The organism is Stenotrophomonas sp. CASM114 (assembly GCF_049384325.1).
Lineage (GTDB): Bacteria > Pseudomonadota > Gammaproteobacteria > Xanthomonadales > Xanthomonadaceae > Stenotrophomonas > Stenotrophomonas muris.
The window spans coordinates 1-25,537 of sequence record NZ_JBMRGJ010000025.1 but is presented as its reverse complement, the minus strand read 5'-3'; the positions used below and the strand labels follow the sequence as shown (position 1 = coordinate 25,537).

The 25,537-nt window shown below is 67.6% G+C and carries 21 protein-coding genes and 2 tRNA genes; 11 read left to right on the top strand and 12 right to left on the bottom strand.

Translation table 11 applies throughout. The annotated features are described in order from the left end of the window. Positions 1-20 precede the first annotated feature (20 nt). The 9 genes from VG566_RS18040 to VG566_RS18000 all read left to right on the top strand — a co-directional run bounded on the left by VG566_RS18040 (position 21) and on the right by VG566_RS18000 (position 9,431). Positions 21-1,217 (top strand): argininosuccinate synthase, encoded by a 1,197-nt coding sequence (locus tag VG566_RS18040; protein WP_014647787.1) that lies wholly within the window; start codon positions 21-23, stop codon positions 1,215-1,217. A gap of 151 nt (positions 1,218-1,368) precedes the next feature. Then, complete coding sequence (locus VG566_RS18035) at positions 1,369-2,457, top strand: acetylornithine deacetylase (RefSeq protein WP_014647786.1); 1,089 nt, start codon at positions 1,369-1,371, stop codon at positions 2,455-2,457. Between the two features lie 75 nt (positions 2,458-2,532). Then, complete coding sequence (locus tag VG566_RS18030; protein WP_014037858.1) at positions 2,533-3,861, top strand: acetylglutamate kinase; 1,329 nt, start codon at positions 2,533-2,535, stop codon at positions 3,859-3,861. A gap of 4 nt (positions 3,862-3,865) precedes the next feature. Next, a complete protein-coding gene (locus tag VG566_RS18025) occupies positions 3,866-4,465 on the top strand; it encodes a GNAT family N-acetyltransferase (protein WP_014647784.1) in 600 nt (199 codons plus the stop codon). Then, positions 4,462-5,415: an N-acetyl-gamma-glutamyl-phosphate reductase gene (argC, locus tag VG566_RS18020; protein ID WP_014647783.1), complete on the top strand. Its 954-nt coding sequence runs from the start codon at positions 4,462-4,464 to the stop codon at positions 5,413-5,415. Before VG566_RS18025 ends, argC begins: the two co-directional genes overlap by 4 nt. A gap of 20 nt (positions 5,416-5,435) precedes the next feature. Further along, positions 5,436-6,731 (top strand): argininosuccinate lyase, encoded by a 1,296-nt coding sequence (gene argH / locus VG566_RS18015; protein WP_069116091.1) that lies wholly within the window; start codon positions 5,436-5,438, stop codon positions 6,729-6,731. Further along, complete coding sequence (locus VG566_RS18010) at positions 6,731-6,994, top strand: YciI family protein (RefSeq protein ID WP_014647781.1); 264 nt, start codon at positions 6,731-6,733, stop codon at positions 6,992-6,994. The genes argH and VG566_RS18010 overlap by 1 nt, the downstream gene beginning before the upstream one ends. 11 nt (positions 6,995-7,005) lie before the next feature. Next, positions 7,006-8,163 carry a glutamate 5-kinase gene (proB, locus tag VG566_RS18005; RefSeq protein WP_014647780.1) on the top strand — a complete coding sequence of 386 codons (1,158 nt, stop codon included), beginning with the start codon at positions 7,006-7,008 and terminating at the stop codon, positions 8,161-8,163. Beyond that, the gene (locus VG566_RS18000; RefSeq protein ID WP_014647779.1) at positions 8,160-9,431 is read left to right on the top strand and encodes a glutamate-5-semialdehyde dehydrogenase; all 1,272 of its coding nucleotides are present in this window, start codon (positions 8,160-8,162) and stop codon (positions 9,429-9,431) included. Before proB ends, VG566_RS18000 begins: the two co-directional genes overlap by 4 nt. A gap of 79 nt (positions 9,432-9,510) precedes the next feature. Here the strand turns inward: VG566_RS18000 and pgaD are convergent, their stop codons facing one another. From pgaD to VG566_RS17950, 10 genes are all read right to left on the bottom strand, one after another. Then, complete coding sequence (gene pgaD / locus VG566_RS17995) at positions 9,511-9,981, bottom strand: poly-beta-1,6-N-acetyl-D-glucosamine biosynthesis protein PgaD (protein WP_164109447.1); 471 nt, start codon at positions 9,979-9,981, stop codon at positions 9,511-9,513. Then, a complete protein-coding gene (pgaC, locus tag VG566_RS17990; protein ID WP_204324681.1) occupies positions 9,978-11,228 on the bottom strand; it encodes a poly-beta-1,6-N-acetyl-D-glucosamine synthase in 1,251 nt (416 codons plus the stop codon). The genes pgaD and pgaC overlap by 4 nt, the downstream gene beginning before the upstream one ends. A gap of 7 nt (positions 11,229-11,235) precedes the next feature. Next, positions 11,236-13,122, bottom strand: coding sequence for a poly-beta-1,6-N-acetyl-D-glucosamine N-deacetylase PgaB (pgaB, locus tag VG566_RS17985; RefSeq protein WP_241884894.1), 1,887 nt, complete (start codon positions 13,120-13,122; stop codon positions 11,236-11,238). Position 13,123: 1 nt separating this feature from the next. Beyond that, positions 13,124-15,151 carry a poly-beta-1,6 N-acetyl-D-glucosamine export porin PgaA gene (gene pgaA / locus VG566_RS17980; protein ID WP_423172662.1) on the bottom strand — a complete coding sequence of 676 codons (2,028 nt, stop codon included), beginning with the start codon at positions 15,149-15,151 and terminating at the stop codon, positions 13,124-13,126. Between the two features lie 342 nt (positions 15,152-15,493). Further along, the gene (locus VG566_RS17975; RefSeq protein WP_014647774.1) at positions 15,494-16,699 is read right to left on the bottom strand and encodes a CynX/NimT family MFS transporter; all 1,206 of its coding nucleotides are present in this window, start codon (positions 16,697-16,699) and stop codon (positions 15,494-15,496) included. Between the two features lie 221 nt (positions 16,700-16,920). Further along, positions 16,921-16,997, bottom strand: a tRNA-Pro gene (locus tag VG566_RS17970). Positions 16,998-17,137: 140 nt separating this feature from the next. After that, positions 17,138-17,214: transfer RNA gene (locus VG566_RS17965), tRNA-Pro, on the bottom strand. A gap of 55 nt (positions 17,215-17,269) precedes the next feature. After that, positions 17,270-17,386, bottom strand: coding sequence for a cytochrome bd-I oxidase subunit CydX (gene cydX, locus VG566_RS17960; RefSeq protein WP_005410354.1), 117 nt, complete (start codon positions 17,384-17,386; stop codon positions 17,270-17,272). Positions 17,387-17,444: 58 nt separating this feature from the next. Further along, positions 17,445-18,596 carry a cytochrome d ubiquinol oxidase subunit II gene (cydB, locus tag VG566_RS17955; protein WP_014647773.1) on the bottom strand — a complete coding sequence of 384 codons (1,152 nt, stop codon included), beginning with the start codon at positions 18,594-18,596 and terminating at the stop codon, positions 17,445-17,447. 15 nt (positions 18,597-18,611) lie between these two features. After that, entirely contained in the window at positions 18,612-20,201 is a 1,590-nt protein-coding gene (locus tag VG566_RS17950; RefSeq protein ID WP_005410352.1) for a cytochrome ubiquinol oxidase subunit I, read from the bottom strand. A gap of 228 nt (positions 20,202-20,429) precedes the next feature. Here VG566_RS17950 and cydD point away from each other — a divergent pair, with 228 nt between their 5' ends. Both cydD and cydC read left to right on the top strand, forming a co-directional pair. After that, a complete protein-coding gene (gene cydD, locus VG566_RS17945; protein WP_014647772.1) occupies positions 20,430-22,175 on the top strand; it encodes a thiol reductant ABC exporter subunit CydD in 1,746 nt (581 codons plus the stop codon). Next, positions 22,172-23,851, top strand: coding sequence for a thiol reductant ABC exporter subunit CydC (cydC, locus tag VG566_RS17940; RefSeq protein ID WP_241884896.1), 1,680 nt, complete (start codon positions 22,172-22,174; stop codon positions 23,849-23,851). Before cydD ends, cydC begins: the two co-directional genes overlap by 4 nt. Before the next feature lie 112 nt (positions 23,852-23,963). Here cydC and VG566_RS17935 read toward each other — a convergent pair whose 3' ends face one another. After that, on the bottom strand, positions 23,964-24,308 hold the full coding sequence (locus VG566_RS17935; RefSeq protein ID WP_014647770.1) for a DUF1294 domain-containing protein: 345 nt from the start codon (positions 24,306-24,308) through the stop codon (positions 23,964-23,966). After that, positions 24,309-25,421 carry a homoserine O-acetyltransferase MetX gene (gene metX / locus VG566_RS17930; RefSeq protein WP_046431707.1) on the bottom strand — a complete coding sequence of 371 codons (1,113 nt, stop codon included), beginning with the start codon at positions 25,419-25,421 and terminating at the stop codon, positions 24,309-24,311. Positions 25,422-25,537: the final 116 nt, after the last annotated feature.

Here is a 25,537-nt window from a genome sequence, read left to right as displayed (position 1 = left end):
CCCAAGTGGACCTGACCCCCATGAGCAACAAAGACGTCGTTCTCGCCTTCTCCGGCGGCCTGGATACCAGCTTCTGCGTGCCGTACCTGCAGGAGCGCGGCTACAACGTGCACACCGTGTTCGCCGACACCGGCGGCGTCGATGATGAAGAGCGTGACTTCATCGAGAAGCGCGCCGCCGAACTGGGCGTGGCGAGCCACCTTACCGTCAACGGTGGCCCGGCCATCTGGGAAGGCTTCGTCAAGCCGTTCGTGTGGGCCGGCGAAGGCTACCAGGGCCAGTACCCGCTGCTGGTCTCGGACCGCTACCTGATCGTCGATGCCGCGCTGAAGCGTGCTGCCGAGCTGGGCACCAACATCATCGCCCACGGTTGCACCGGCATGGGCAACGACCAGGTCCGCTTCGACCTGGCCGTGAAGGCGCTGGGCGACTACCAGATCATCGCGCCGATCCGCGAGATCCAGAAGGAACACACCCAGACCCGCGCCTACGAGCAGAAGTACCTGGAAGAGCGTGGCTTCGGCGTGCGCGCCAAGCAGCAGGCCTACACCATCAACGAGAACCTGCTGGGCCTGACCATGTCCGGCGGCGAGATCGACCGGTGGGAAGCCCCGGGCGAGGGTGCGCGTGGCTGGTGCGCACCGCGCAGCGAGTGGCCGGAGCAGGCCCTGACCGTGACCCTGAAGTTCGTTGAAGGCGAAGCCGTCGAACTGGACGGCAAGGCGCTGCCGGGTGACCAGATCCTGGCCCAGCTCAACAAGCTGTTCGCGCCGTACGGCGTGGGCCGCGGCGTCTACACCGGCGACACCGTGATCGGCCTGAAGGGCCGCATCGTGTTCGAGGCCCCGGGCCTGGTTTCGCTGCTGGCCGCACACCGTGCGCTGGAAGATGCGGTGCTGACCAAGCAGCAGAACCGCTTCAAGCCGGACGTGGCGCGCAAGTGGGTGGAGCTGGTGTACGAAGGCTTCTACCACGACCCGCTGAAGACCGACATCGAAGCCTTCCTGAAGTCCTCGCAGGCCAAGGTCAACGGTGAAGTGGTGCTGGAAACCCGTGGTGGCCGCGTCGATGCGGTGGCCGTGAAGTCGCCGCACCTGCTCAACACCAAGGGCGCCACCTACGCGCAGTCGGCCGACTGGGGCGTGGAGGAGGCTGAAGGCTTCATCAAGCTGTTCGGCATGAGCTCCACCGTTTACGCGCAGGTCAACCGCGGTTGACCTGTGACGGGGTGCCGGCCGCTGGCCGGCGCCTCGCAACGTCGATGGAGGGTAGTGCCGGCCGCTGGCCGGCTCGTGGCACCGCTGGATCATTGCGGAGCCGGCCAGCGGCCGGCACTACCGATTTCGAACCCTACGGATATTCAGACACATGCTTGAACAGACGCTCGATCACCTGCAGGCCCTGGTGTCCTTCGACACCCGCAACCCGCCGCGTGCGATCACCACCGGTGGCATCTTCGATTACCTGCGCGACAACCTGCCCGGCTTCAACGTCGAGGTGATCGACCATGGCGCGGGCGCAGTCAGCCTGTACGCCGTGCGCGGGACGCCGAAGTACCTGTTCAACGTGCACCTGGACACCGTGCCGGACTCGCCGCACTGGAGTGCCGACCCGCATGTGATGCGCCGCCTGGACGACCGCGTGGTCGGCCTGGGCGTGTGTGACATCAAGGGCGCCGCCGCTGCGCTGGTGGCGGCGGCCAATGCCAGCGATGGCGATGCCGCCTTCCTGTTCTCCAGCGACGAGGAAGCCAACGATCCGCGCTGTATCGCCGCGTTCCTGGCCCGTGGCCTGCCGTATGAAGCGGTGCTGGTGGCCGAGCCGACCATGAGTGAAGCGGTGCTGGCGCATCGTGGCATCAGCTCGGTGCTGATGCAGTTCGCCGGCCGTGCCGGCCATGCGTCCGGCAAGCAGGACGCGGCCGCCAGCGCGCTGCACCAGGCCATGCGCTGGGGCAACCGTGCACTGGACCATGTGGAATCGCTGGCCTCGGCCCGCTTCGGCGGGCTGACCGGGCTGCGCTTCAACATCGGTCGCGTCGAAGGCGGGATCAAGGCCAACATGATCGCACCGGCTGCTGAGGTGCGCTTCGGGTTCCGCCCGCTGCCGTCGATGGACATCGATGGCCTGCTGGCGACCTTCGCCGGTTTCGCCGAACCGGAAGCCGCCGTTTTCACCGAAACGTTCCGTGGCCCCAGCCTGCCGGCCGGTGACATCGCCGAGGCCGAGAACCGCCGCCTGCTGGCGCGCGATGTGGCCGATGCGCTGGAGCTGCCGATCGGCAACGCGGTGGACTTCTGGACCGAGGCCTCGCTGTTCTCCGCCGGTGGCTACACCACGCTGGTGTTCGGCCCGGGCGACATCGCCCAGGCCCACACCGCCGATGAGTTCGTGACGCTGGAGCAGCTGCAGCGCTACACCGACGCCGTGCATCGCATCATCGCCGCCGGCGCCTGATCGACCCTACAACGCCGCCCGGCCCTGGCCGGGTGGAACTGCAACGCGGCGACCGCCGCCTGTGACGAAACCGAAATGTCTCCTGCCCTCCAGCCCCACCGCCAGACCCGCCAGACCATCGTGCGCCTGCTTTCCAGCATGGCCAGCGCGAAGGAGATCAGCCAGTACCTCAAGCGCTTCTCGCAGCTGGACGCCAAGCGCTTCGCCGTGGTCAAGGTCGGCGGCGCGGTGCTGCGCGACGACCTCGACGCGCTGACCTCTTCGCTGTCGTTCCTGCAGGAAGTCGGGCTGACCCCGATCGTGCTGCACGGTGCCGGACCGCAGCTGGATGCCGAACTGTCGGCCGCCGGCATCGAGAAGCAGACCGTCAACGGCCTGCGCGTGACGTCGCCGGAAGCGCTGGCGATCGTGCGCCGGGTGTTCCAGCAGTCCAACCTGCGCCTGGTCGAGGCGCTGCAGCAGAACGGCGCGCGCGCCACCTCGATCACCGGCGGCGTGTTCGAGGCCGAGTACCTGGACGTGGACACCTACGGCCTGGTCGGCGAGGTGAAGAAGGTCAACCTGGCACCGATCGAGGCCAGCCTGCGTGCCGGGTCGATCCCGGTCATCACCAGCCTGGGCGAGACCGCTGGCGGCCAGATCCTCAACGTCAACGCCGACTTCGCCGCCAACGAGCTGGTGCAGGAACTGCAGCCATACAAGATCATCTTCCTGACCGGCACTGGCGGCCTGCTGGACGAGCAGGGCAACGTGATCGATTCGATCAACCTGTCCACCGAGTACGACCACCTGATCGCGCAGCCGTGGATCCACGGCGGCATGAAGGTGAAGATCGAACAGATCAAGGATCTGCTCGATCGCCTGCCGCTGGAATCGTCGGTGTCGATCACGCGCCCGGCCGACCTGGCCAAGGAACTGTTCACCCACAAGGGGTCGGGCACGCTGGTGCGCAAGGGCGAGAAGGTGCTGCGCGCCACCGCCTGGAACGAGCTGGACCTGCCGCGCCTGAAAGGCCTGATCGAATCCAGCTTCGGCCGCACCCTGGTGCCGGAGTACTTCGAAAAGACGAAGCTGCTGCGCGCCTACGTCAGCGAGAACTACCGCACCGCGGTGATCCTCACCGACGAGGCCGAGGGCGTGTACCTGGACAAGTTCGCCGTGCTCGACGATGCGCAGGGCGAGGGCCTGGGCCGCGCGGTCTGGAACGTGATGCTGGAGGAAACCCCGCAGCTGTTCTGGCGTTCGCGCCATGGCAATCCGATCAACCACTTCTATTACGCTGAATCCGACGGCTGCTACAAGCAGGACCACTGGAAGGTGTTCTGGTTCGGCGCCGACGGCATCGACCGGATCAAGACCTATGTCGACCATTGCGCCCGGCGCGCGCCGAGCCTGCAGGGCTGAACACATGAACCATGCCGACTGGACCAAGGTCCCTACGCTGGCGGGCACCCATGCGCGGCTGGAGCCGCTGCAGATGGGGCATATCGATGGCCTGCGCGGCGCGCTTGGCGATGGCGCGTTGTCCAGGCTCTGGTACACCCAGGTGCCCGATGCGAAGACCATGGCCGGCTACGTGCAGGCAGCGCTGCAGGCGCAGGCCGAAGGCAGGGTGCTGCCGTTCGTGGTGTTCGATGCCAACGACCAGATTGTCGGCACCACCCGCTACTACGATCTGCAAGCGGACGTGCCGCGCCTGAGTATCGGTTACACCTGGTATGGCGAGTCTGCGCAACGCACCGGGGTCAACACCGAGACCAAGCTGATGCTGCTCAGCCACGCGTTCGAGCGGTTGCAGTGCCTGAGCGTCGTGTTCGAGACCAGCTGGTTCAACTTCACTTCGCGCACCGCCATCGCACGCCTCGGCGCCAAGCAGGATGGCGTGCTGCGCAACCACAAGCGGCACGCCGACGGCACGCCGCGCGACACCGTCATCTTCTCCATCATCGATGCGGAATGGCAGGGCGTGAAGCGCCACCTGCAGTACCGCCTGGACAGCCACGCATGAACGATTCGACTTTCACCCTGGGCATCGTCGGGGCCCGCGGCCATACCGGCGCCGAGCTGATCAAGCTGGTGGCCGCCCATCCGCGCCTGGAACTGGCCTTCGTCTCCTCGCGCGAGCGCGCTGGGCAGCGCCTGTCCGACCACCACCCGGAATTCCAGGGCGAGCTGCAGTACGAGAACCTGGATGCCGACGCGGTGGCCGCCAAAGGCGTGGACGCGGTGATCCTGGCCCTGCCCAACGGCCTGGCCGCACCGTTCGTGGCCGCGCTTGAAGCCGCCAAGCCGGACACCGTCATCGTCGATCTCTCGGCCGACTACCGCTTCGACAACAGCTGGTATTACGGCCTGCCGGAGCTGACCCGCGGCCGCTACAACGGCCAGAAGCACATCAGCAACCCGGGCTGCTATGCCACGGCGATGCAGCTGGCGGTGCATCCGCTGCTGGACCTGCTGGCCGGCCCGCCGCAGTGCTTCGGTGTCTCCGGCTACTCCGGTGCCGGTACCACGCCGTCGGACAAGAACAACGTCGAACTGCTGGCCGACAACCTGATGCCGTATGCGCTGACCAACCACGTGCACGAGCGCGAGGTGTCGGTGCAGCTGGGCGTGGCCGTCGAGTTCATGCCGCACGTCGCGCCGCATTTCCGCGGCATCACGCTGACCGCCAACCTGTGGCTGAACCGCGTGCAGACCCGCGAACAGATCGTCGAGCGCTTCCAGCAGGCCTATGCCGGCGAACCCCTGATCGAAGTGGTGGATGAAGCGCCGTGGGTCAGCCGCATCGCCGGCCGCCACGGTGCCCAGGTCGGTGGCTTCACCCTGGCCCCGGGCGGCAAGCGGGTGGTGGTGGTGGCGACCCTGGACAACCTGCTCAAGGGCGCGGCCACCCAGGCCATGCAGAACCTCAACCTTGCGCTGGGCATCGACGAACTGACGTCGATCCCGCACTGAACACGCCTTCCGGAGCCCCCATGGCAGACCTTCTTTGGCAGAAGCCCGGCGTCGCTGTCGACGCCCAGATCCAGACCTTCCTCGCCGGCGACGACGTGATCCTCGACCGCGAGTTCTTCCTGCATGACATCGCTGCCAGCGCCGCGCATGCGCAGGGCCTGCAGCACATCAGCATCCTCAGCGCCGACGAGCTGGCAGGCCTGCTGCGCGAGCTCGACGTGCTGGCGCAGGATTTCCGTGAAGGCCGCTTCGTGCTGGATACGCAGTACGAAGACGGTCACTCAGCAATCGAAGCGCGTTTGACCGAACGCCTCGGCGACGCTGGCCGCAAGATCCACACCGGCCGCAGCCGCAATGACCAGATCCTGGTCGCCACCCGCCTGTGGCTGAAGGAGAAGCTGCTGCGCGTGGCCGGGCTCAGCACCGACGTGGCCAAGATCGCGCTGGACCGTGCGCAGGCCGAGAAGGACCTGCCGATTCCCGGCTATACCCATATCCAGCGCGCCGTGGTTTCTTCGGCCGGCATGTGGTGGGCCGGATGGGCCGAGGCCTTCATCGACAACGCCATCCGCGCCCGTGACACCCATGCGCTGGTCGACGCCAATCCGCTCGGCACCGCCGCCGGCTACGGGGTGAACCTGCCGCTGGACCGCGAGCACACCACGGCCGCGCTCGGTTTCGCGCGCATGCAGATCTCGCCGATCTACGCACAGCTGTCGCGCGGCAAGTTCGAGCTGGCCGCGCTGGAAGCGCTCGGTGGCGCTACGCTGGACCTGCGCCGCATCGCCTGGGACCTGTCGCTGTTCACCAGCGCCGAGTTCGGCTTCGTCGCGCTGCCGGCGCAGTACACCACCGGCAGTTCGATCATGCCCAACAAGCGCAACCCGGACGTGATCGAGCTGATGCGTGCGACCCACGCCAGCGTCGCCGCCGCGCGCACCGAGATCGAGCAGCTGCTGTCGCTGCCTTCGGGTTATCACCGTGACCTGCAGTCGTCCAAGGGCGCCATCTTCCACGGCTTCGGCCGTGGCCTGGCCGCGCTGGAACTGCTGCCGGCGCTGCTGGCCAATCTGGAGTGGCGTGACGACAGGCTGCGCGCAGCGATCGATTCGGGCATGTATGCCACCGACGTCGCCGTGGAAGCGGCGGTGGCCGGTGTGCCGTTCCGCGAGGCCTACAAGGCCGCTGCAGCCGGTGCCGACAGCGCAGGGCAGGGACGTACCCCGGAAGGCAGCCTGGCTGCGCGTGTATCGCCGGGCTCGGCCGCCGATCTGCGCCTGGACGAACTGCGCGCACGCTGGCAGGCGCTGTCCTGATGGCGGGCACTGTCTACCTGGTGATGGCGATGCGCCGGCCGGACTTCAACGATGCGGCGGTGCAGCCGCACCGCGATTTCCTCGAGGCGTTGCAGGCACAGGGAAAGCTGCAGCTGACCGGTGGTTTCGCCGATGGCAGCGGTGGCGCCTATGTGCTGTGCAACGTCGAGAGCCTGGAACAGGCGCGGGCGATCGTCGCCACCGATCCGCTGGTGACGATGCACGCTTCCGAGCTGACCGTGCACGAATGGAATACCCGCTGAGGCCCTGACCGATGACCCTGCACGCCGCCACCGTCGCTTCGCCGTTCCCGCAACAGGCGCTGCCGCCATGGCGGCGTGCGGTGCTGAAGGTTGGCAGCAGCCTGCTGGCGGCCGATGGTGGCGGCCTGTCGCCACGCCACGCGCTGGGCCTGGCCCAGTTTGTATCCGCCAACGTACTGGCTGGGCGCGAGGTGGTGATCGTCTCCTCCGGCGCGGTTGCGGCGGGGCGCGCGATCCTGCCGCGGGCCGATGAACCCGGTGCGGCGATGGCGGCGCGCCAGGCCCTGGCCGCGCTCGGCCAGGCGCAGCTGATCGGGCTCTGGCAGCGCTTCTTCGAGCGCCCGGTGGCGCAGGTGCTGCTGACCCACGACGACCTGCGCAACCGCCGCCGCTACCTCAATGCACGCGCCACGCTGAGCGAACTGCTGCGGCTGGGTGCGCTGCCGGTGGTCAACGAGAACGACACCGTATCGGTGGACGAGCTCAAGCTCGGTGACAACGACAACCTGGCCGCGACCGTGGCCGCGCTGGTCGATGCCGATGCACTGTTCATCGCCACCGACATCGACGGCCTGTACAGCGCAGATCCGCGCACCGTGGCCGACGCGCGGCCACTGCACGACGTGCCGGAACTGAGTGACGATGTGCTGGCGATGGCCGGCGGCGCCGGCTCGCGCGCCGGCACCGGCGGCATGCGTACCAAGCTTGAGGCGGCGGCCAAGGCGGGCCGCCTCGGCATCGAGACCTACCTGTTCAACGGCCGCAGCAGCGATGTGGTGCGCGCGCTGGCGCAGGACCGCCTGTTCGGCACCCGCATCCACGCCGCACGCAGCCGCGAGGCTGCCCGCAAGCACTGGCTGCGGCACGCGCCGCTGGCCGAGGGCGCGATCGTCGTCGATGCCGGTGCGGCACAGGCGATGCGGGAGAAGGGCGCCTCGCTGCTGCCCGGCGGCATCACCGCTGCCGAGGGGGCATTCCGCCGCGGCGACATGGTGCAGGTGTGCTGGATCGCACCGCAGGGGCGTGTCTGTGTCGCCCGCGGCGTCAGCCAGTACGCGGCCGACGACGTGCGCCGGATCGCCGGCCATCATTCGCGCGACATCCAGGCCGTGCTGGGCTACAACTACGGTGGTAGCGTCGTCCATCGTGACGACCTGGTGCTGCCATGACCGGTTTGAAGGACACCCCGATGAGCGAAATCGAAGCCCAGGCGCGCGCCTGCCGTGATGCAGCGCAGATCGTTGCCGGCTTGGACAGTGCGGCGCGACGCACGCTGCTGCTGGCGATGGCGCAGGCCCTGGAAGTAAATGCCGGACTGATCCTGGCCGGCAACGCACGCGACCTCGCCGCCGCGCGCGACAAGGGCGTTGGCAGTGCCATGCTCGACCGCCTCGCACTGGACCCGCCGCGGCTGTTCGCGATGGCCGAGGCGGTGCGCGAGGTGGCCGCGCTGCCTGACCCGGTCGGCCAGGTGACGCGCGACGACGTACGTCCCAACGGCATCCGCGTGCAGAAGGTGCGCGTGCCGCTGGGCGTGATCGCGATGATCTATGAGGCGCGCCCGAACGTGACGGCCGAAGCCGCCGCGCTGTGCCTGAAGGCCGGCAATGGCGTGATCCTGCGCGGTGGTTCCGAAGCGATCCACTCCAATACCGCCATCGCCCAGGCGCTGGCCGGTGCATTGAAGGCCAACGGCGTACCGCCGGCGGCGGTGACCGTGCTCACCGACCTGCGCCGCGAGGCGATGCTGGAACTGCTGCAGCTGCATGAGCTGATCGACCTGGCCATTCCGCGTGGCGGCGAAGGCCTGATCCGTTTCGTGGCCGAGCACGCGCGCGTGCCGGTGATCAAGCATTACAAGGGGGTGTGCCACCTGTTCGTGGACGCCAGCGCCGACCTCGGCAAGGCCATCGACCTGCTGGTGGACGGCAAGTGCAGCCGGCCGGCGGCGTGCAATTCGCTGGAGACGCTGCTGGTGCACCGCGCCGTGGCTGATGCGTTCCTGCCGCGCGTGGCGCAGGCGCTGGGTGAGCGTGGGGTGCAGCTGCGCGCCGATGCGCAGGCGCAGCCGTTGCTGCCGGGCAGCACGGCGGCGACCGAGGAGGATTACGCCGCCGAGTTCCTCGATCTGGTGCTGGCGGTGCGCGTGGTCGATGATCTTGATGCAGCCATCGCGCACATCCGCACCTATACCTCCGACCACACCGAAGTGATCGCCACCGAGGACACCGGCCACGCCGAGCGCTTCGTCAACGCGCTGCGCTCGGCGGTGGTGATGGTCAACGCTTCGTCGCGCTTCTCCGATGGTGGCCAGCTGGGCCTGGGCAGTGAGATCGGTATTTCCACCACGCGCCTGCACGCCTACGGCCCGATGGGCTTGGAAGCCCTCACCGTTGAACGATTTGTCGTGCGCGGCGAAGGGCAGACGCGTACATAAGTGGATCCACGCCGCGCGTGGATGCTCTTCGCGGCAAACCCCGGTGCCGACCAAGGCCGGCAGCTACCAGGTCGTCGGGTTACACCACCTCGCGGCGGATTCCGACCGGCCGTGCGTGATCATCCATGTGCAGCGTGGCGGCCTTGCAGCCCATCAGGCGTTCGGCCAGCCCGGTGCTGGCGCCCAGATCGGCGGCCACTTCGTTGAGGCTGGCCAGGGGCCGCGGCAGGCGGCGTTCGCGGCCACGGAAGCGGGCGCGGTTGTACTCGGCCCAGGTGATCAGCAGCACGCTGGCGCACAGCAGCATCAATGGCAGCGCGACCAGCACGTACGGGTCGAACTGGTTCTGCCGTTCGTAGAGCTGCCGCCAGGCCAGCTGGCCACCGATCAACCACGAGAGCAGGGTCACCAAGGGGGCCCACAGATAGAAGTAGAAGCCCCAGAACGCCAGGGTGACGAAGCCCCAGGCCGTGCGCTGGAAGTGTGGCTGGCGATGCGGCTTGCGGATCATCCGCGAGTCGAAGCGGTTGGACGGGCGTTGCGCGTTCATCGGATCCCCCGGTCAGGGCTGGTCCAGGTGGCGCGCTTGCTGCGACGGCGCAGCAGCGTCTTGGGCAGCGCCACCAGGGTGGTGGAAAGGCTGATCAGCCAGTACGCCATCGGGTACCAGATGACCCAGAAGTAATTGCGTCCAATCTGTGTTTCGTAACGCCGGTCGATGATCAGGCTGCTGGCGAACTGCAGCAGGCAGACCAGCGCCAGGATCACGCCATGCCACTCCGGCAGCAGGCTGGCGATATGCAGCTGCGGCGGCAGCTCGATGAACTTGCCCAGTACCCACAGCAGCACGATGAACAGCATCGTGTAGGCCCAGACCACGCTCAACACGTACTCCAGCAGCACGCCCCACATGCGCCGCTCTTTCCAGTGCAGCAGCGAGCGCGCGTGGCGCAGCATCACTTCCACGCCGCCCTGGGCCCAGCGCAGGCGCTGCCGCCAGAGGCCCTTGAGCGTCTCCGGCATCAGGATGAAGCACAGCGCATTGGGTTCGTAGCGGATGTCCCAGTGCGCGCGCTGCAGGCGCCAGCTGATGTCGATGTCCTCGGTCACCATGTCATCCGACCACCAGCCGACCTGGTGCAGGGCAGTGCGGCGGAAGCCGGCGATCACGCCGGAGATGGTGAAGATGCGGCCATACACGCGCTGTGCCCGCTTGATCATGCCGATGATCGAGGAGAATTCCGCCACCTGCAGGCGTCCGAGCAGGGTGGAGCGGTTGCGGATGCGCGGGTTGCCGGTGACCGCACCGACCCGGTTGCCACTGACCAGGTGCCAGACCATCCAGTGCAGTGCATGCTCTTCCAGCATCGCATCGCCATCGATGCACACCAGGTACTCCGAGCGTGCGGCCAGTGCGCCCATGCGCAGCGCATTGGCCTTGCCCAGGTTGCGGTCCAGGTGCAGCACGCGAAGCCGTGGATGCCTTGCCGCCAGCGCATCCAGCCGTGCGCCGGTGTCATCGCTGCTGCCATCGTCGATGGCGATCACTTCGTAATCGGCGGGGTAGCGCTGGGCCAGCGCCGCAGTGAGCGTGTCGTCCAGGTTTTCTGCTTCGTTGTGGCAGGGCACCAGCAAGGTCGCGAAGGGAGGGGCGATCATCAAGGGCGGATCGTTGCGCGGACGTGAGTGACGCTCGCGCCGGAAGTAGTAGTACAGGCCACCGGACATCCAGAAGAACGCCATCACCATCGGGTAGTAGAAGGCGAACTGGAACAGGACCTGCAGCAGCGGATGCATGTCCACGTCACTTCTCCGGGTACGGGAAGTTGCCGGCGGACATTGCCGCGCGGGCATCGCGGGTGGAGGGCTGGTCGGCGATGAAGTCATCGGGGTACCAGGCGAAGTGGTGCACGCCCTGCGCCTGCAACTGGCGGATCTGCGCACGCAGGCGCCCGGCGGGAATCGGCTGCCCGCTGCGCCAATCGACGGTCTGCAGCTCGAACAGCGTGTGCTGAAGCTGCGGGTCGTGCGCGCGTACCGCGGCCAGCAACTGGCCGAGCCAGCGCTCGGGGTGCCTGCTGCCTTCCATCCACGGCATCGCCATCAGCGCCGTCTGGTCGTAGGCCTTGTTGAACAGGTCCAGGCGCTGCGCGAACCAGGCTTCGCTCTGCGGGCGGAGTACCGGCTCGGCATACAGGTTGCGCACCGTTGCCAGTTTCGGCCGCCAGCGCTGCGCGCTGTTGCGCAGGGCCAGGGTGAAGTCGATCAGTGCCTGGGTACGTGCGCTGCCATCTTCGCCGGCCGCCAGGGCGGGCAGCTCGGTGTCGCGCAGGTAGCCGTCGTCATGGAAAAGCAGGCCTTCGAAGTAGGAATTGACCGCCAGGTCCTCGTAGATGTCGAGCATGATCTGCCTGGCCTTCGGGTTGGTGAAATCCAACCGGTACATGCCGTCGGCATCCCCATTGCGGATCGCCAGCACCTTGCGCTGCTCCGGGTCGGGCAGTTCGAAGCCGAGCACTGGCAACCACGCGTAGACCTTCACGCCCGCGCGGGATTTCAGCTGCCAGGCGACGCGGCTGAACAGGTCCGCCCGCATCGGCATGTGCCGGTTCGGGAAATACAGCGCATCGGCGGTGTTGTTGCCGTCCGGGTCGGCAAAGGCCTGCAGATAGACATGGGTCGGCGCGATGCGCTTGACCCGCTCGATCAATGCATCGAGATTGCGTGCCTGCTGCGCTGGATCCGGGTCATACATGTCATCCAGATCGATCTGCAGGGCGCGGATGCCATCGAGCGCCACGTCACGGCGCAGTTCGTAGGCCAGGCCTTCCACGGTCGGGTTGTTGCTCACCAGCAATCGTGCCAGCCCGTGCAGGTCGCTGGCCACTGGCGTGCTACGGCCTTCCAGGTCGAACGAAACCGGCATGCCCAGCTGCTCGGCGATGTCGTTGCTCAACTGGTTGTACGCGGCATATGGCCAGACGATGGCGCGCGGGCGCACGCCCAGGTGCTGCTGGATGCGCTGCACGCTGCGCGAAAGATCAGCGCGCAGGCGCTGCTCATACTGTGTCCCGCTCTCGTAGCTGCGCGTGGCCGGGGTGTAGATGCGGGTGACCACGGCGGGCGTGGAGTTTCCCTGCGGATTGGCAAGCACGCCGTGGTGCAGGTCGTCGGTATGGCTGGCCACTTCGATCAGGCCACTGTCGTGCATCTGCTTCAGCTGCGCCCAGGTCACGAAGTCATCATGGCCGAACGGGCGGTAGCCGTAGTCGATGGTGCGGCCCGGTGCCATGTCCACGTAATCGGTGATCACCGCCACCAGGGCCGGGTAGTGGTAGGCCTGCAGCAGCGGGAACGCCTTGTCGTAGACGCTGCGCAGGCCATCGTCGAAGGTCAGCAGCACCGGCTTGGGAGGCAGCGTGGCGCGGCCCTGCGAGGCCTCGATCAGCTGCGACAGCGAAACCGGGTGGTAGCCGTGCGCGCCCAGCCAGTCCAGGTGCGCGGCGAAGTTCTGCGTGCTCACCGCATAGGAATCGGCATCACCCTTGGCGGCCACCTTGTCGCGGATGTCGTGGTAGCTGAGGATCAGCAGGCCGTTGTCGATCGCATCAAGATGCAGGGGCTGCTGCGCGAACGCCGGTGGCACGCAGGCCAGCAGCAGGAGCACGATCAGTCGCAGGAAGCGGGCCATGTCAGTCTCCCCAGCGCAATGCGGCTTCGAAGCCGATATGGCGCTCGCGATGGCCGTCGTAGACCGGTCGTGACCACCGCACGCCATACTCGAACACGCGGCCAGGGCCCAGCTGCCACTCGTGCATGTAGGACACCGACGGCACCAACGCGCTGCCGAAGCCGTCCTGCCAGTAGTCGCCCAGCGAGACGGTCAGCCGGTGCCGGAAGTGGCGCTCGTAGTGCCGCCACAGCTGCTGGTCGATGCGCATGCCGATCTCGACCATGCGGTCGCGCTTCGGGTTGAAGTAGGGCGCATCATCGCGGCTGCCGCGACTGGTGTAGGCACTGGCCAGGCCATCGACCAGCCAGCGTGGGCGGGTCAGCAGGCGCTGTTGGACGCTGGTGCCGAACAGCTCGCGGTGGTTGCCGTCGTCATAGCGGAAGCGGCTCGCGCCGAACGTCCAGTGGGTGAGCTCGCTGCGCCGGTAGTCCACCTGTGCGCTCACACTGTCGGCGGTGATGCCGGCCGCGCGCGCCTGCATCGAGGCCTCCGGGTCATTGCGTGCGACCACCACGCCGGCGTGCCAGGAATCGTTGAACTGCCAGCCGACGCCGACGCGCAGGCCGGTGTCGCCGATGTGATCGTTGGCGCGCAGGACCGCCGCTTCCGCATCCAGCTGCCCGAAGCGGTAACGCACGCCCGCACCCAGCCACAGGGGATCGATGCGCTGGTCCTGGAAGTCGGTCACGCGACGGTCGGCGAGGGCGAACAACCGCCAGCGGTCATCAAGGACCGGCGTCTCCACGTCCACGCCGTAGTGGCGGTCGTTGTTGCCCAGGGGCGAAGTACCACCGCCCCCGGAGCTGCGGCCGATGTCGGTCCATGCCTTCAGCTGCCAGCCGCGATGCGCGCGCCAGGCCTGGTCCATGCGTTCGACTGCCGGCTGGGTGGGGTAGCGTGCGACCAGGTCATCGTGCAGCGGCCGCGCCAGGTCGTCGCGCTGCAGGGCGACATAGGCCTCTTCCATGCCCAGCCGCGGTTCGATGTCCCGCGGATCGAGCGCGTGTGCCATCTGCTGGCGCTGCAGCGCCCGGCGTGGCCAGCCGCGCATCATGTAGACGCTGCCCAGCGCACTCTGCAGCCCGCCGTTGCCGGGTGCGATCTCGACCATCGACTCCAGGTCGTGCTGCGCGGTGTGCAGGTCGCCGCTGTAGGCGCGCACCATCGCCAGGTTGAGATCGGCCTCGTAGCGCGACCAGTTCGCGTACGGCGACTTGCCGTTGCTCCAGCGCCACGCCGGCTCCTTGTCGCGCCATGCCTGCAGCAGGTCGATGGCCTTTTCCTGCTGCTCGCTTTCCAGGTAGGCGTAAGCAAGTTCCGAATGCGAGGCGTCGCGCGTCGGGTCGCCAGCGACGGCCGCCTGCAGCACCGGGATGGCTTCTTCCGGGTGCAGGGTGCCCATCAACGAATCGCCCACTGCGGGCAGCACGTAGTCGGGCAGGGTGTGGCCTTCGGCCTGCAGTGCCCGCGCTTCCTCGCGGACCTGTGCATGGCGGCCCAGCCGGTTGAGCAGGATCAGCCGGTCCATGCGGATCCGCAGTGGTGCCTGCGAGGACGGGGTGCCTTCGCCGCCGAGGTAGCGCTGCATGCGGGCCAGGGTCGATTCGGCTTCTTCCAGGCGGCTGTCCTCGCTGCTGCTGTAGGCCAGGCTCCAGACCACCAGCTTGGCCAGGTAGTCGCCTTCCAGGCGCTGTTTCTGCGCAGCGTCGAACAGTTGCGGGCGCTGCTGGTACAGCTCCCACGCACGCCAGGCGTTGCCGATGTCGCCCAGCGTCAATACGCGCAGCTTGAACAGCAGGTCGTCGTTGGGTTGCTGCTGGCTGGCGCGCTCGATCGTGCCCAGGGCGTCCAGCCAACGCGCCTGGTCTCGATAGCGGCCGATCTCGGCCAACGCTGCTTCGCGGTCGGGCGGGGCAGCGCTGCTGGCCCAGGCCAGGGCGGTGCAGGCGAGGCCGACGCAGAGCGCCAGCCGGCGGTGGACAACCATTGGGGACCCCCTTGGCTTCCGAACCAGACAACCTGAAAAATGTGACGCACATCACATGCCAGCTTTTGGCGTGGCCGTGGCCCGCGTCACTCCCTTCGTGCATTCCCGCCCAGCGAAGACGGATACAACCCGGACAGCGACCTGCGATGTCTTGTCTGAAACGAAAGTCCCCCGCACACCGAGTGGTGGCCCGGGCGGCGCTGCCGCCCCCATGCCCGATGCCGGCACGCGGCAAGGATGGGCATTCGTGGGCACTATCCGCCCGGAATTGTCAGCCCGGCGTCAAAATGCGCAGACGGGCTGACGAATGGTAGGTGGGCCCGGTTGCGGGCCCCACGTGGCTTACCAGAGATCTTCCAGCTTGCGCGGCTTGCAGGCCACCCACGAGGCGCACAGCATCAGGGCGGCGCAGCCGAACAGGAAGCTGAACGGGAGGGTCCAGCCGTCGCTGACCGTGTGCAGCCAGCCGACCAGGAACGGGCCCAGGCAGCTGAAGCTGTAGCCCACGCCCTGCATGAAGCCGGACAGCGCCGCCGAGCCGGTCGGGGTGCGGGTGCGCAGGTTGATCAGGGTCAGTGCCAGCGGGAAGGTGGATGGGCCGACGCCGAGCAGGCAGGCCCACAGCAGTGGGGCCTTCATCGGTGCCAGCAGCAGGCCGGTGAAGGCGATCACGAACGAGAAAAAGCCGATCAGCACCAGCGGGAACGGGTTCTGCATGCGCACCGCCATCGACGGAATGACCAGCGATGGCAGCAGGCCCAGCGCCGAGAACACGGCGACCATCACGCCACCGAACGCGGGCGTGCCACCGGCCTCGACCACGATGCGCGGCAGCCAGGTGAACATCGAGTAGGTCATCAGCGAGGTCATGCCGAACATCAGCGTCATGCTCCAGCCCAGTGACGTGCGCCAGACCTTGCCATGCGGCTGCGCGGTCGGATCGGACACGTTGGACTGCGGCTTCGGCGCGCGCGTGGCCAGCACCAGCCACGGCAGTGCGGCAGCCAGCGCCAGCAGCGCCCACATGCCCAGCGACACGCGCCAGCCTGCGGCGTTGGCCACCGGCACCGCCAGCAGTGCCGGCAGCATCGTGCCCAGCTGCAGCACGCTGATGTAGAGCGTGCTCATGGTGCCGACCTTGTTGGCGAAATAGCGCTTCACCAGCGGCGGCACCACCACGTTGCCGATGCCCATGCCGGCCAGTGCCACCACCGAACCCAACAGCAGCGTGCCGACGTTGCCGGCGCTGGAACGCAGCAGCAGGCCGGCCATCGCCATCACCATCGCCAGCAGCGTGGTGCGCTCCAGCCCGAGGCGCCGCGCCAGTGCCGGCGTGGCCACGCCGAACAGTGCGAACGACGCGGTCGGCAGCATGCCCAGCACGCCGGTCATGGTGGTACCGAAACCGAACTGCTGGCCGAGCACGTCCAGCAGCGGAGTGATCGAGGTGACCGCGGTGCGCAGGTTGATCGCTGCCAGCAGGATCGCGGCGAATGCGAGGACGCGGCCGTGCAGCAGCGACGGCGAATCGGAAGGGGAGGAACTCATCGGTGGTCCTTGCAGGTGTCGCACGCCGGGGCAATGGCATGCAGCGCCGGCATCGGTCTACGCCGAAGCGGCAGGTGGGGGAGGGGCTGCTGGCGGGCCGGCAGCGCGGCCATTGTACGTGCGGGCTCCGGCAAGGTCCCGTCATGCGGGCGGCCAGGTGCCTGATACAAAAAAACCCGGAGGACAGTGATGTCTTCCAGGCTTCTTGGTGACCACCGAAGTGGTCGGGGAGACAGGATTCGAACCTGCGACCTCTACGTCCCGAACGTAGCGCTCTACCAGACTGAGCTACACCCCGAAGGGAGCCGCCTATTCTAGCGATTCACCCCGATGGCGGCAAGGGGTGAATGCTGTTTTCTTCACACTGCCGAAGCAGTGCCACTTCAGGGAACAAAAAAGCCTGGACGACTTCACCAGGCTTCAATGCGACCACCGAAGTGGTCGGGGAGACAGGATTCGAACCTGCGACCTCTACGTCCCGAACGTAGCGCTCTACCAGACTGAGCTACACCCCGAAGGAGCCGCCTAAGATACCGTGTGAAGGCCAAGGCGGCAAGGTTTTTTTACAGCTCAGCGACGATTTTCTTTCTCGATGCGGTTCTGCTCGCGGGCTTCGAACCACATGCCGTTGAGGATGGCCACCGTGGAGGCGAGGCCGGCACCGAGAATCCAGGCGAAATACCACATGATCAGTCTCCTTCATTCCGGGTAGGTGCCGACCGTTGGTCGGCACACGTGCAAGCAATCAATACGCGTTCGGGTTGTTGCCCATCTCTTCGGTGGTGGTCTTGCCCTTCAGCACGCGGTACACCCAGGTGGTGTAGGCGAGGATGATCGGCAGGAACACCGCCGTGGCCAGCAGCATGATCCACAGGGTCAGGTGGCTGGACGAGGCATCCCACACGGTCAGGCTGGAGGTGGGCTGGCTCGAGGACGGCAGCAGGAACGGGAAGATGGCGAAGCCGACGGTCAGGATGATGCCGGCGATGGCCGCACCGGAGGCAATGAAGGCCAGGCCGCCGCGGCGGGCACGCAGCAGCACCGCACTGGCGAGCAGGCCGGCCAGGCCGAGCAGCGGGGCCAGGATCGTGGCCGGCATCGTGCTGTAGTTGCGCATCCAGCCACCGGCGGCGCCGAGTTCGGCGGTCTTCAGCAGCGGATTGGTGGCGCCGTCGGTGACCACCTGCGAGGTGATCTGGTAGCCCGGCAGGCCGAAGGCCACCCAGGCGCCGCCGACCGCAAAGAGCACGAAAGCGATGATCGCGGCGATGCTGCCGAAGCGGGCCGCACGCTCGGCCACCGGGCCGTCGGTCTTCAGCACCAGCATGGCGGCACCGTGGGCGACCAGCATCGACACGCTGAGCAGGCCGGCCAGCAGTGCGAAGGGCATCAGCAGGCCGAAGAACGAGCCGGTGTAGAAGATGCGCATGCTGTCATCGAAGTGGAACGGCACGCCCAGCACCACGTTGCCCACCGCCACGCCCATGATCAGCGCCGGGATGAAGCCACCGATGAACAGCGCCCAGTCCCAGGTGTTGCGCCAGCGCTCGCTGGGCATCTTGCTGCGGAACTTGAAGCCGACCGGACGCAGGATCAGGGCGAACAGGATCACGAACATCGCCAGGTAGAACCCGGAGAAGCTGACCGCGTAGAGCGGCGGCCAGGCGGCGAAGATCGCGCCGCCGCCCAGGATCAGCCACACCTGGTTGCCTTCCCAGACCGGACCAATGGTATTGATCACCAGCCGGCGCTCAGCGTCGTTGCGGGCGACGAAGGGCAGCAGGGTGCCCACGCCCAGGTCGAAACCATCCATCACGGCGAAACCGATCAGCAGGATGCCGAGCAGCAGCCACCAGATCACGCGCAGCGTGGTGTAGTCCAGAAGAATGAAATCCATCTTGGTTCTCCTGCCTCAGGCCTGGCCGGCGGCCGGCGCCGAGGCATTGTGGGAAGCATGCGGCTGGGGCGACTGCAGCGACGGCAGCACCTCGTCCGGACCCTTGCGGATCGCCTTGAGCATCAGCTTGATCTCGACCACGATCAGCGCGGTGTAGATGGCAGTGAAGCCGGCCAGGGTCAGCACGATTTCATGCAGGGCCAGGCCCGACGCCGCATAGAAGGTCGGCAGCACGCCATCGACCGCCCACGGCTGGCGACCATACTCGGCCACGAACCAGCCGCACTCGATCGCGATCCACGGTGCCGGCAGCGTCCACAGGGCCAGCTTGAGGAACCAGCGCTTGTCCTGGAAGTTGTTGCGGCAGGAGTAGTAGAAGGCCAGCGCGAAGAAGGCGATCAGGTAGAAGCCCAGGCCGGCCATCACGCGGAAGGTCCAGAACAACGGCATCACGCGCGGCACCGTGTCCATCGCCGCCTGCGAGATCTCCTGCGGGGTGGCGTTGAGGATGTCATCGCGATAGCGCTTGAGCAGCAGGCCGTGGCCCAGGTCCTGCCAGTGGCGGTCGAACATCTCGCGCGCTTCAACGTCGTTCTTGTTGGCGCGCAGGCGTTCCAATGCACCGTAGGCCAGCTGGCCGCCACGCACGCGGTGTTCGGCGCGCTCGACCAGTTCCAGGATGCCGGGAATCGGCTGGTTCAACGAGCGGGTGGCGATCAGGCCCATCAGGTAGGGGATCTTCACCGCGTAGTCGTTCTGGTGAGTCTCCTGGTTGGGGATGCCGAAGGCGGTGAAGTCGGCCGGCGCTCGCTCGGTCTCCCACATCGCCTCGATCGCGGCCAGCTTCATCTTCTGGTGTTCGCTGGCGGCGTAACCGCTCTCGTCACCCAGCACGACCACCGACAGCGATGACAGCAGGCCGAACGCCGCGGCCACCGCAAACGAACGACGGGCCAGGTCCTTGTGCTTGTTGCGCAGCAGGAACAGGGCGCTGATCGCCATCACGAACACCGCACCGGTCACGTAGCCGGCGCTGACGGTGTGCACGAACTTGGCCTGCGCCACCGGGTTGAACACCACCGCCATGAAGTCGACCACTTCCATGCGCATGGTTTCCGGGTTGAACACCGCACCGGTCGGGTTCTGCATCCAGCCATTGGCCACCAGGATCCAGATCGCCGACAGGTTGGTCCCCAGCGCCATCAGCCAGGTCACCATCAGGTGCTTGACCTTGCTCAGGCGGTTCCAGCCGAAGAAGAACAGGCCGACGAAGGTCGCTTCCAGGAAGAACGCCATCAGGCCTTCGATCGCCAGTGGCGCACCGAAGATGTCACCCACGTAGTGGCTGTAGTAGGACCAGTTCATGCCGAACTGGAATTCCATGACGATGCCGGTGGCAACGCCCATGGCGAAGTTGATGCCGAACAGGACGCCCCAGAACAGGGTCATCCTGCGCCAGATCTCCTTGCCGGTCATCACGTACACGCTCTCCATGATGGCCACCATGAAGGACAGGCCGAGGGTGAGCGGTACGAATAGGAAGTGGTACATCGCGGTCAGCGCGAATTGCAGCCGCGACAGTTCTACGACTGTCTGATCAATCATGGCCTGGCTACCTCGTTGGATAGTGCCGTTGCAGGTGGCGGGAAGGGTGGTCTACGACGTGAATGATGTGACCGACTACTTCAAACAGCCTTGATCCAGATCAATGTATGAACAGGTGCCCCGGTTGATCGTATGCCAACCTGATGAAGACTGCGACCGCCGGCCGCAGGGGCGGGCTATTGCCTGCGCCTACAATGCCGTGTCTCCCCCGCTGCCCGTGAAGACCTCTTGAGCGCTGCCGAAACGACCCCTGACGGCCTGTCCCCGGAAGCTGAAACCGCCCGCCAGCGGCGTGTGCGCACGGCCTGGCTGGCCGACCTGGCACGCTCCGCCCGGGGCCGCCAGCGCCTGGCCGCGCTGTGCATCAGCCTGTCCGGCGCGCTGTTGATCGGGCAGGCTGCCGCCATCGCCTGGCTGGTGCAGCAGGTGCTGGTGGAGCGCGTGCCGCTGGCCTCTGGCCTGCCGGTGCTGGCGGGATTGGCGGTGATCCTGGTGCTGCGCACCCTGCTGGGCAGCGCCACCCAGGCCGCCGCCGGTGACGTGGCCGACGCCGCCCGGCTGGCACTGCGCGAACGCGTGTTCGCGCGCCTGCTGGGCCAGGGCCCGCTCTGGCTGCGGCAGCGCCGCACCGGTGAACTGGGCGAACTGATGCTGCATCACGGTGATGCGATCGAGAGCTATTACAGCGGCTTCCTGCCGGTGCGCACCGAAGTGGTGGTGGTGCCGCTGCTGATCCTGGCCGCTGTCGCCTGGGTGGACTGGGTGGTGGCGCTGATCCTGCTGTTCACCGCGCCGCTGGTGCCGTTCTTCATGATGCTGGTGGGCTGGGGCGCTGAAGCCGCCGGGCGCGCGCAGCTGGGCGAACTGGCGCGCATGAGCGGCCATTTCGCCGACCGCATCAAGGGCCTGGGCCTGCTGCGCCTGTATGGCCGCGGCGAAGCCGAACTGGCCGGCATCGAGGCCGCCGCCGAAGGCGTGCGCGTGCGCACCCTGAAGGTGCTGCGCATCGCGTTCCTGTCGTCCACCGTGCTGGAATTCTTCGCCTCGGTGAGCGTGGCGATGGTGGCGCTGTACCTGGGCCTGAGCTATCTGGGCATGATGTCGCTGCATGCAGCGGTGCCGACGCTGGGTGCGGGCCTGTTCTGCCTGCTGCTGGCGCCGGAGTTCTATGCGCCGCTGCGACGGCTGGCTGCGCACTACCATGATCGCGCCAATGCACTGGCCGCCGCCGCCGAAGTGGAGCGCCTGCTGCAGTCGCTGCCGGACGAGCAGGGCCTGATCGAGAACGAGGTTGCGCCGCTGGCGGTGGAGCCGGCCGAGGCCGCCTTGCCGCCACTGCAGGCGCAAGGACTGGTACTGCGCCCGTTGGGTGCGCCGCAGGATGTGCTGCGGGATCTGGACCTGCTGCTGGAGCCGGGCCAGCGCCTGGCCCTGGTCGGTCCCAGCGGGTCCGGCAAAAGCACGCTGCTGGAGGCGCTGGCCGGTTGGTTGCCGCCGCGTGCCGGCAAGCTGCAGCTGCGCCCCGGCGTGCAGGTGGCCTATGCCAGCCAGCGACCGTACCTGTTCCATGGCAGCATCGCCGACAATCTGCGCCTGGCCGATCCCGCAGCCAGCGATGCGCGGTTGCGCGCGGTGGCCGAGGCTTCGCAGGTCCTGCAGTTTGCCCAGCGCCTGCCGCAGGGGCTGGACACGGTGATCGGCGAACGCGGCTTCGGCCTGTCCGGTGGTGAAGCCCGCCGCATTGGCCTGGCCCGCCTGCTGCTGCGCGACCCGCAGGTGCTGCTGCTGGACGAACCCACCGCGTTCCTCGATGCCGATACCGAGGCGGCGCTGCTGCGCAGCCTGGCCGCGTATGCGCGCGGGCGCAGCGTAGTGGTCGCCACCCACAGCCCGGCGGTGATCGCCTGGGCCGATCGTTGCCTGCTGTTGCCGGAAGGCCGCCTGGTCGAGCCGGCACAGGCGGTGCGCGCATGAGCCGTTCGCCTGATTCGCTGCGCGCGGTATTCCTGCGCCACCGGCCGCGCCTGTTGCTGACCCTGCTGCTGCTGTGGACCACGATGCTGGCCGGCACGGCGCTGCTGGGCCTGTCCGGTGGTTTCCTCACGGCGGCCGCGCTGGCCGGTGCGGCCGGCCTCGGCCAGGGCTTCAACTTCTTCTCACCCTCGGCCGGCATCCGTGGCCTGACCATGGCGCGCATCGTGTCGCGCTACTTCGAAAAGCTGGTCGGCCACGATGCCACGCTGCGCATCGCCCGCGACCTGCGCGTGTGGTTCTTCCGCCGCGCGCTGCCACTGGCGCCGGCACGATTGGGCGCCACGCGCACCGGCGAGCTGCTGGCGCGGCTGCTGGGGGACATCGGCGAAGTGGATGGGCTGCTGGTGCGTGCGATCGGGCCGCTGGTGGCGCTGGGCGCGCTGTCGCTGGTGGCGGTTGCCTCGGCAGCGCTGATCCTGCCCTCGGCGGCGGTACTGCTGGCGGTGCTGGCGCTGCTGATCGCCTTCGGCGTGCCGTGGCTGGGCGTGCGTGGCCACGATGACGAAGAGGCCGATCGTGCCGCGCACCGCGCGGCGTTGCGCACCGCTGCATTCGAAGGGCTGGAGGGGGCCGGTGACCTGGCTGCGCTGCATGCCGATGCGGCTTGGCAGCTGAAGGTACGCGTGGCCGCCAAGCAGCTGGCCTCGCGTGATCGTCGTCGGCGTTGGCGCCTGATCGCGGCCTCGACCCTGCACGGCCTGGTGGCGGGGCTGGGCCTGGTGGCGATGCTGGCGTTGGCCCTGCACGCCGCCGAACAGCAGCACATCGCGCCGGAAATGGCCGCAGGCCTCGTCTTCCTGACCGTGGCGCTGATCGAACTTTGGGCCGGCATGGGCCTGGCCTGGCAGTCGCTGCAGTCCGGGCGCATTGCTGCCGACCGCCTGCAGGCCATCGTCGAACAACCGCCGACGGTGGAGGATCCGCAGACGCCGCAGCCGGTACCCCAGGTGGCGCGCGTGCATTGGGATGACGTGCACTTCCAGTGGCCAGGTGCCGCTCGGCCGGTGTTGTCCGGCCTGCAGCTGACCCTGGCACCGGGGGAACGCATCGCGATCCGTGGCGACAGCGGCAGCGGCAAGACCACGCTGTCCAGCCTGCTGCTGCGGTTGTGGGATCCGCAACAGGGGCGAATCACCTATGGCGGACGCGACCTGCGCGACGTCGCCCAGGCCGAGTGGCACCGCCAGCTGGCCTGGCTTCCGCAGAACGCACCGGTGTTTGCCGGTACCGTGGCCGAGAACCTGCAGCTGGGGGATCCCGACGCCCGCGATGCCGCGTTGTGGGCGGTCCTTCGTCGCGTGCGCCTGGGCGACTGGGCCGAGCGCAACGGTGGCCTGCAGGCCTGGGTGGGCGAGAACGGCGCGACGATGTCGGCGGGCCAGGCACGACGCCTGGCGCTGGCGCGCGCGCTGCTGCGCAATGCGCCGATCCTGCTGCTCGACGAACCCACCGAAGGCCTGGACGTGGATACCGCACGTGCGCTGTTGCAGGACCTTTCCGGGTTGCTGGACGGGCGCAGCCTGCTGATGATCACCCACGACGACCTGCCCGAAGGCGTGGTCGATGCGCAGTACCGGTTGCGCGACGGGGCGTTGGAGCGCGAAGTGCTTCGGTAGATGCCGACCTTGGTCGGCACATCCACGCATGGCGTGGATCTACTGTAGAGCCGAGCCCATGCTCGGCTCCGGAAGCAAGCCAGCCGAGCATGGGCTCGGCTCTACAGGCCGGTCAATGGGAGAACTCGCGCAGCATCACCGCGATCGAGGCCACGTTGGCCAGCACGCACAGCCAGAACACCCACTGGAATGCGGCTTTGCGATGCTTGTGGCGGAACAGCGCCTGGCCCAGCAGCGCGCCGGGCCAGCCTCCGGCGAAGGCCAGCAGCTGCAGGGTGCGCTCGGGAATGCGCCATCGCTTTCGCTGCGCCGCGCGCTTGTCATGGCCATAGAGGCCGAACGACACCGCACTGGCCAGCAGACACCAGCCACCCAGCCACAGCGGCAGCACGCCGCTGATCATCAAGGCGGTCAGCGCGCCGAAGGCGGCCAGCGCGAGGTTACGCCGCCACGCCACTTACAGCGCGTCGAGGAAGCCGCGCACGGCCGGGCCGAAACGCTCGAAATCGACGAGGAAGGCATCATGGCCCTGTGGCGATTCCAGGCCGATGAAGCGCGCATCGGCACCGCCGGCACGCAGGCCGTCGGCGACCTGTTGCTGCTGCTGCACCGGGAACAGGATGTCGGTGTTGGCGCCGATGGCCAGTGCCTTCTCCACCCGGATCTTCGCCAGCCCGGCCAGCACGTCGCCGTCGGCGTACTCGGCCAGGTCGAACCAATCCATCGAACGGCTCAGGTACAGATAGCAGTTGGGATCGAAGAAACGCACGAAGCGCCGTGCGTGGCCTTCCAGATAGCTTTCCACCTGGAATTCCAGCCCGAACGGATCGTCGTCGGCCTGGTCCGAATCCAGCCGCACGCGGCCGAAGCGGCCATCCCATTCCAGTGCCGAGCGGTAGGTGATCACGCCCAGCTTGCGCGCCATGCGCATGCCGGACTCGGGGTACTCGGCATCGTCGTAGTGGCCGCCATTCCAGCGCGGGTCGAGACGGATCGCCTCGCGCTGCAGCGAGCGGATCGCGATCGAGAACGGCAGCGCCTGCGCACTGCCGGAAATGTTGACGTGGCTGCGCGCGATGCCCGGGTGCAGCATCAGCACGGCCAGCGCGGTCATCCCGCCCATGGAATTGCCGACCACGCAGGCCAGCTGCGCGATGCCCAGCGCACGCACGACTTCGATCGCGGCGCGAGCGCCGTCTTCGATCGACAGCTCGGGGAAGTCCAGGCGGTAGGGCTCACCGCTGGCCGGGTTGATCGAGGCGGGGCCGGTCGATCCCTTGCAGCTGCCCAGCGAATTCACGCAGACCACGAACCAGCGGCGGGTATCGATGGGTTTGCCGGGGCCAACCATCGCTTCCCACCAGCCCGGCGCCGGATTGGCCTCGTTGGCCGCCGCATGCGCATCCGGCGACAGGCCGGTCACGATCAGGATCGCATTGCCGGCGTCAGCGGCCAGCGTGCCCCAGGTCTCGTAAGCCACGCGTGCGCCATGCAGGGCGCCACCGCGCTTGAACGGGAACGGCGAGGGCAGGGCGTGGAAGCGGGTGCCGGGCGGGATGAATTCGGTCATGCAGTCATTCTAGCGGGGCCGCATGTGGAGCTGGCGACACGCTGGTTTCCATCGGCGATGCAGGTAGTGCCGGCCGCTGGCCGGCAACCTCATGAATCCTGATGCGCGTGTGTGGT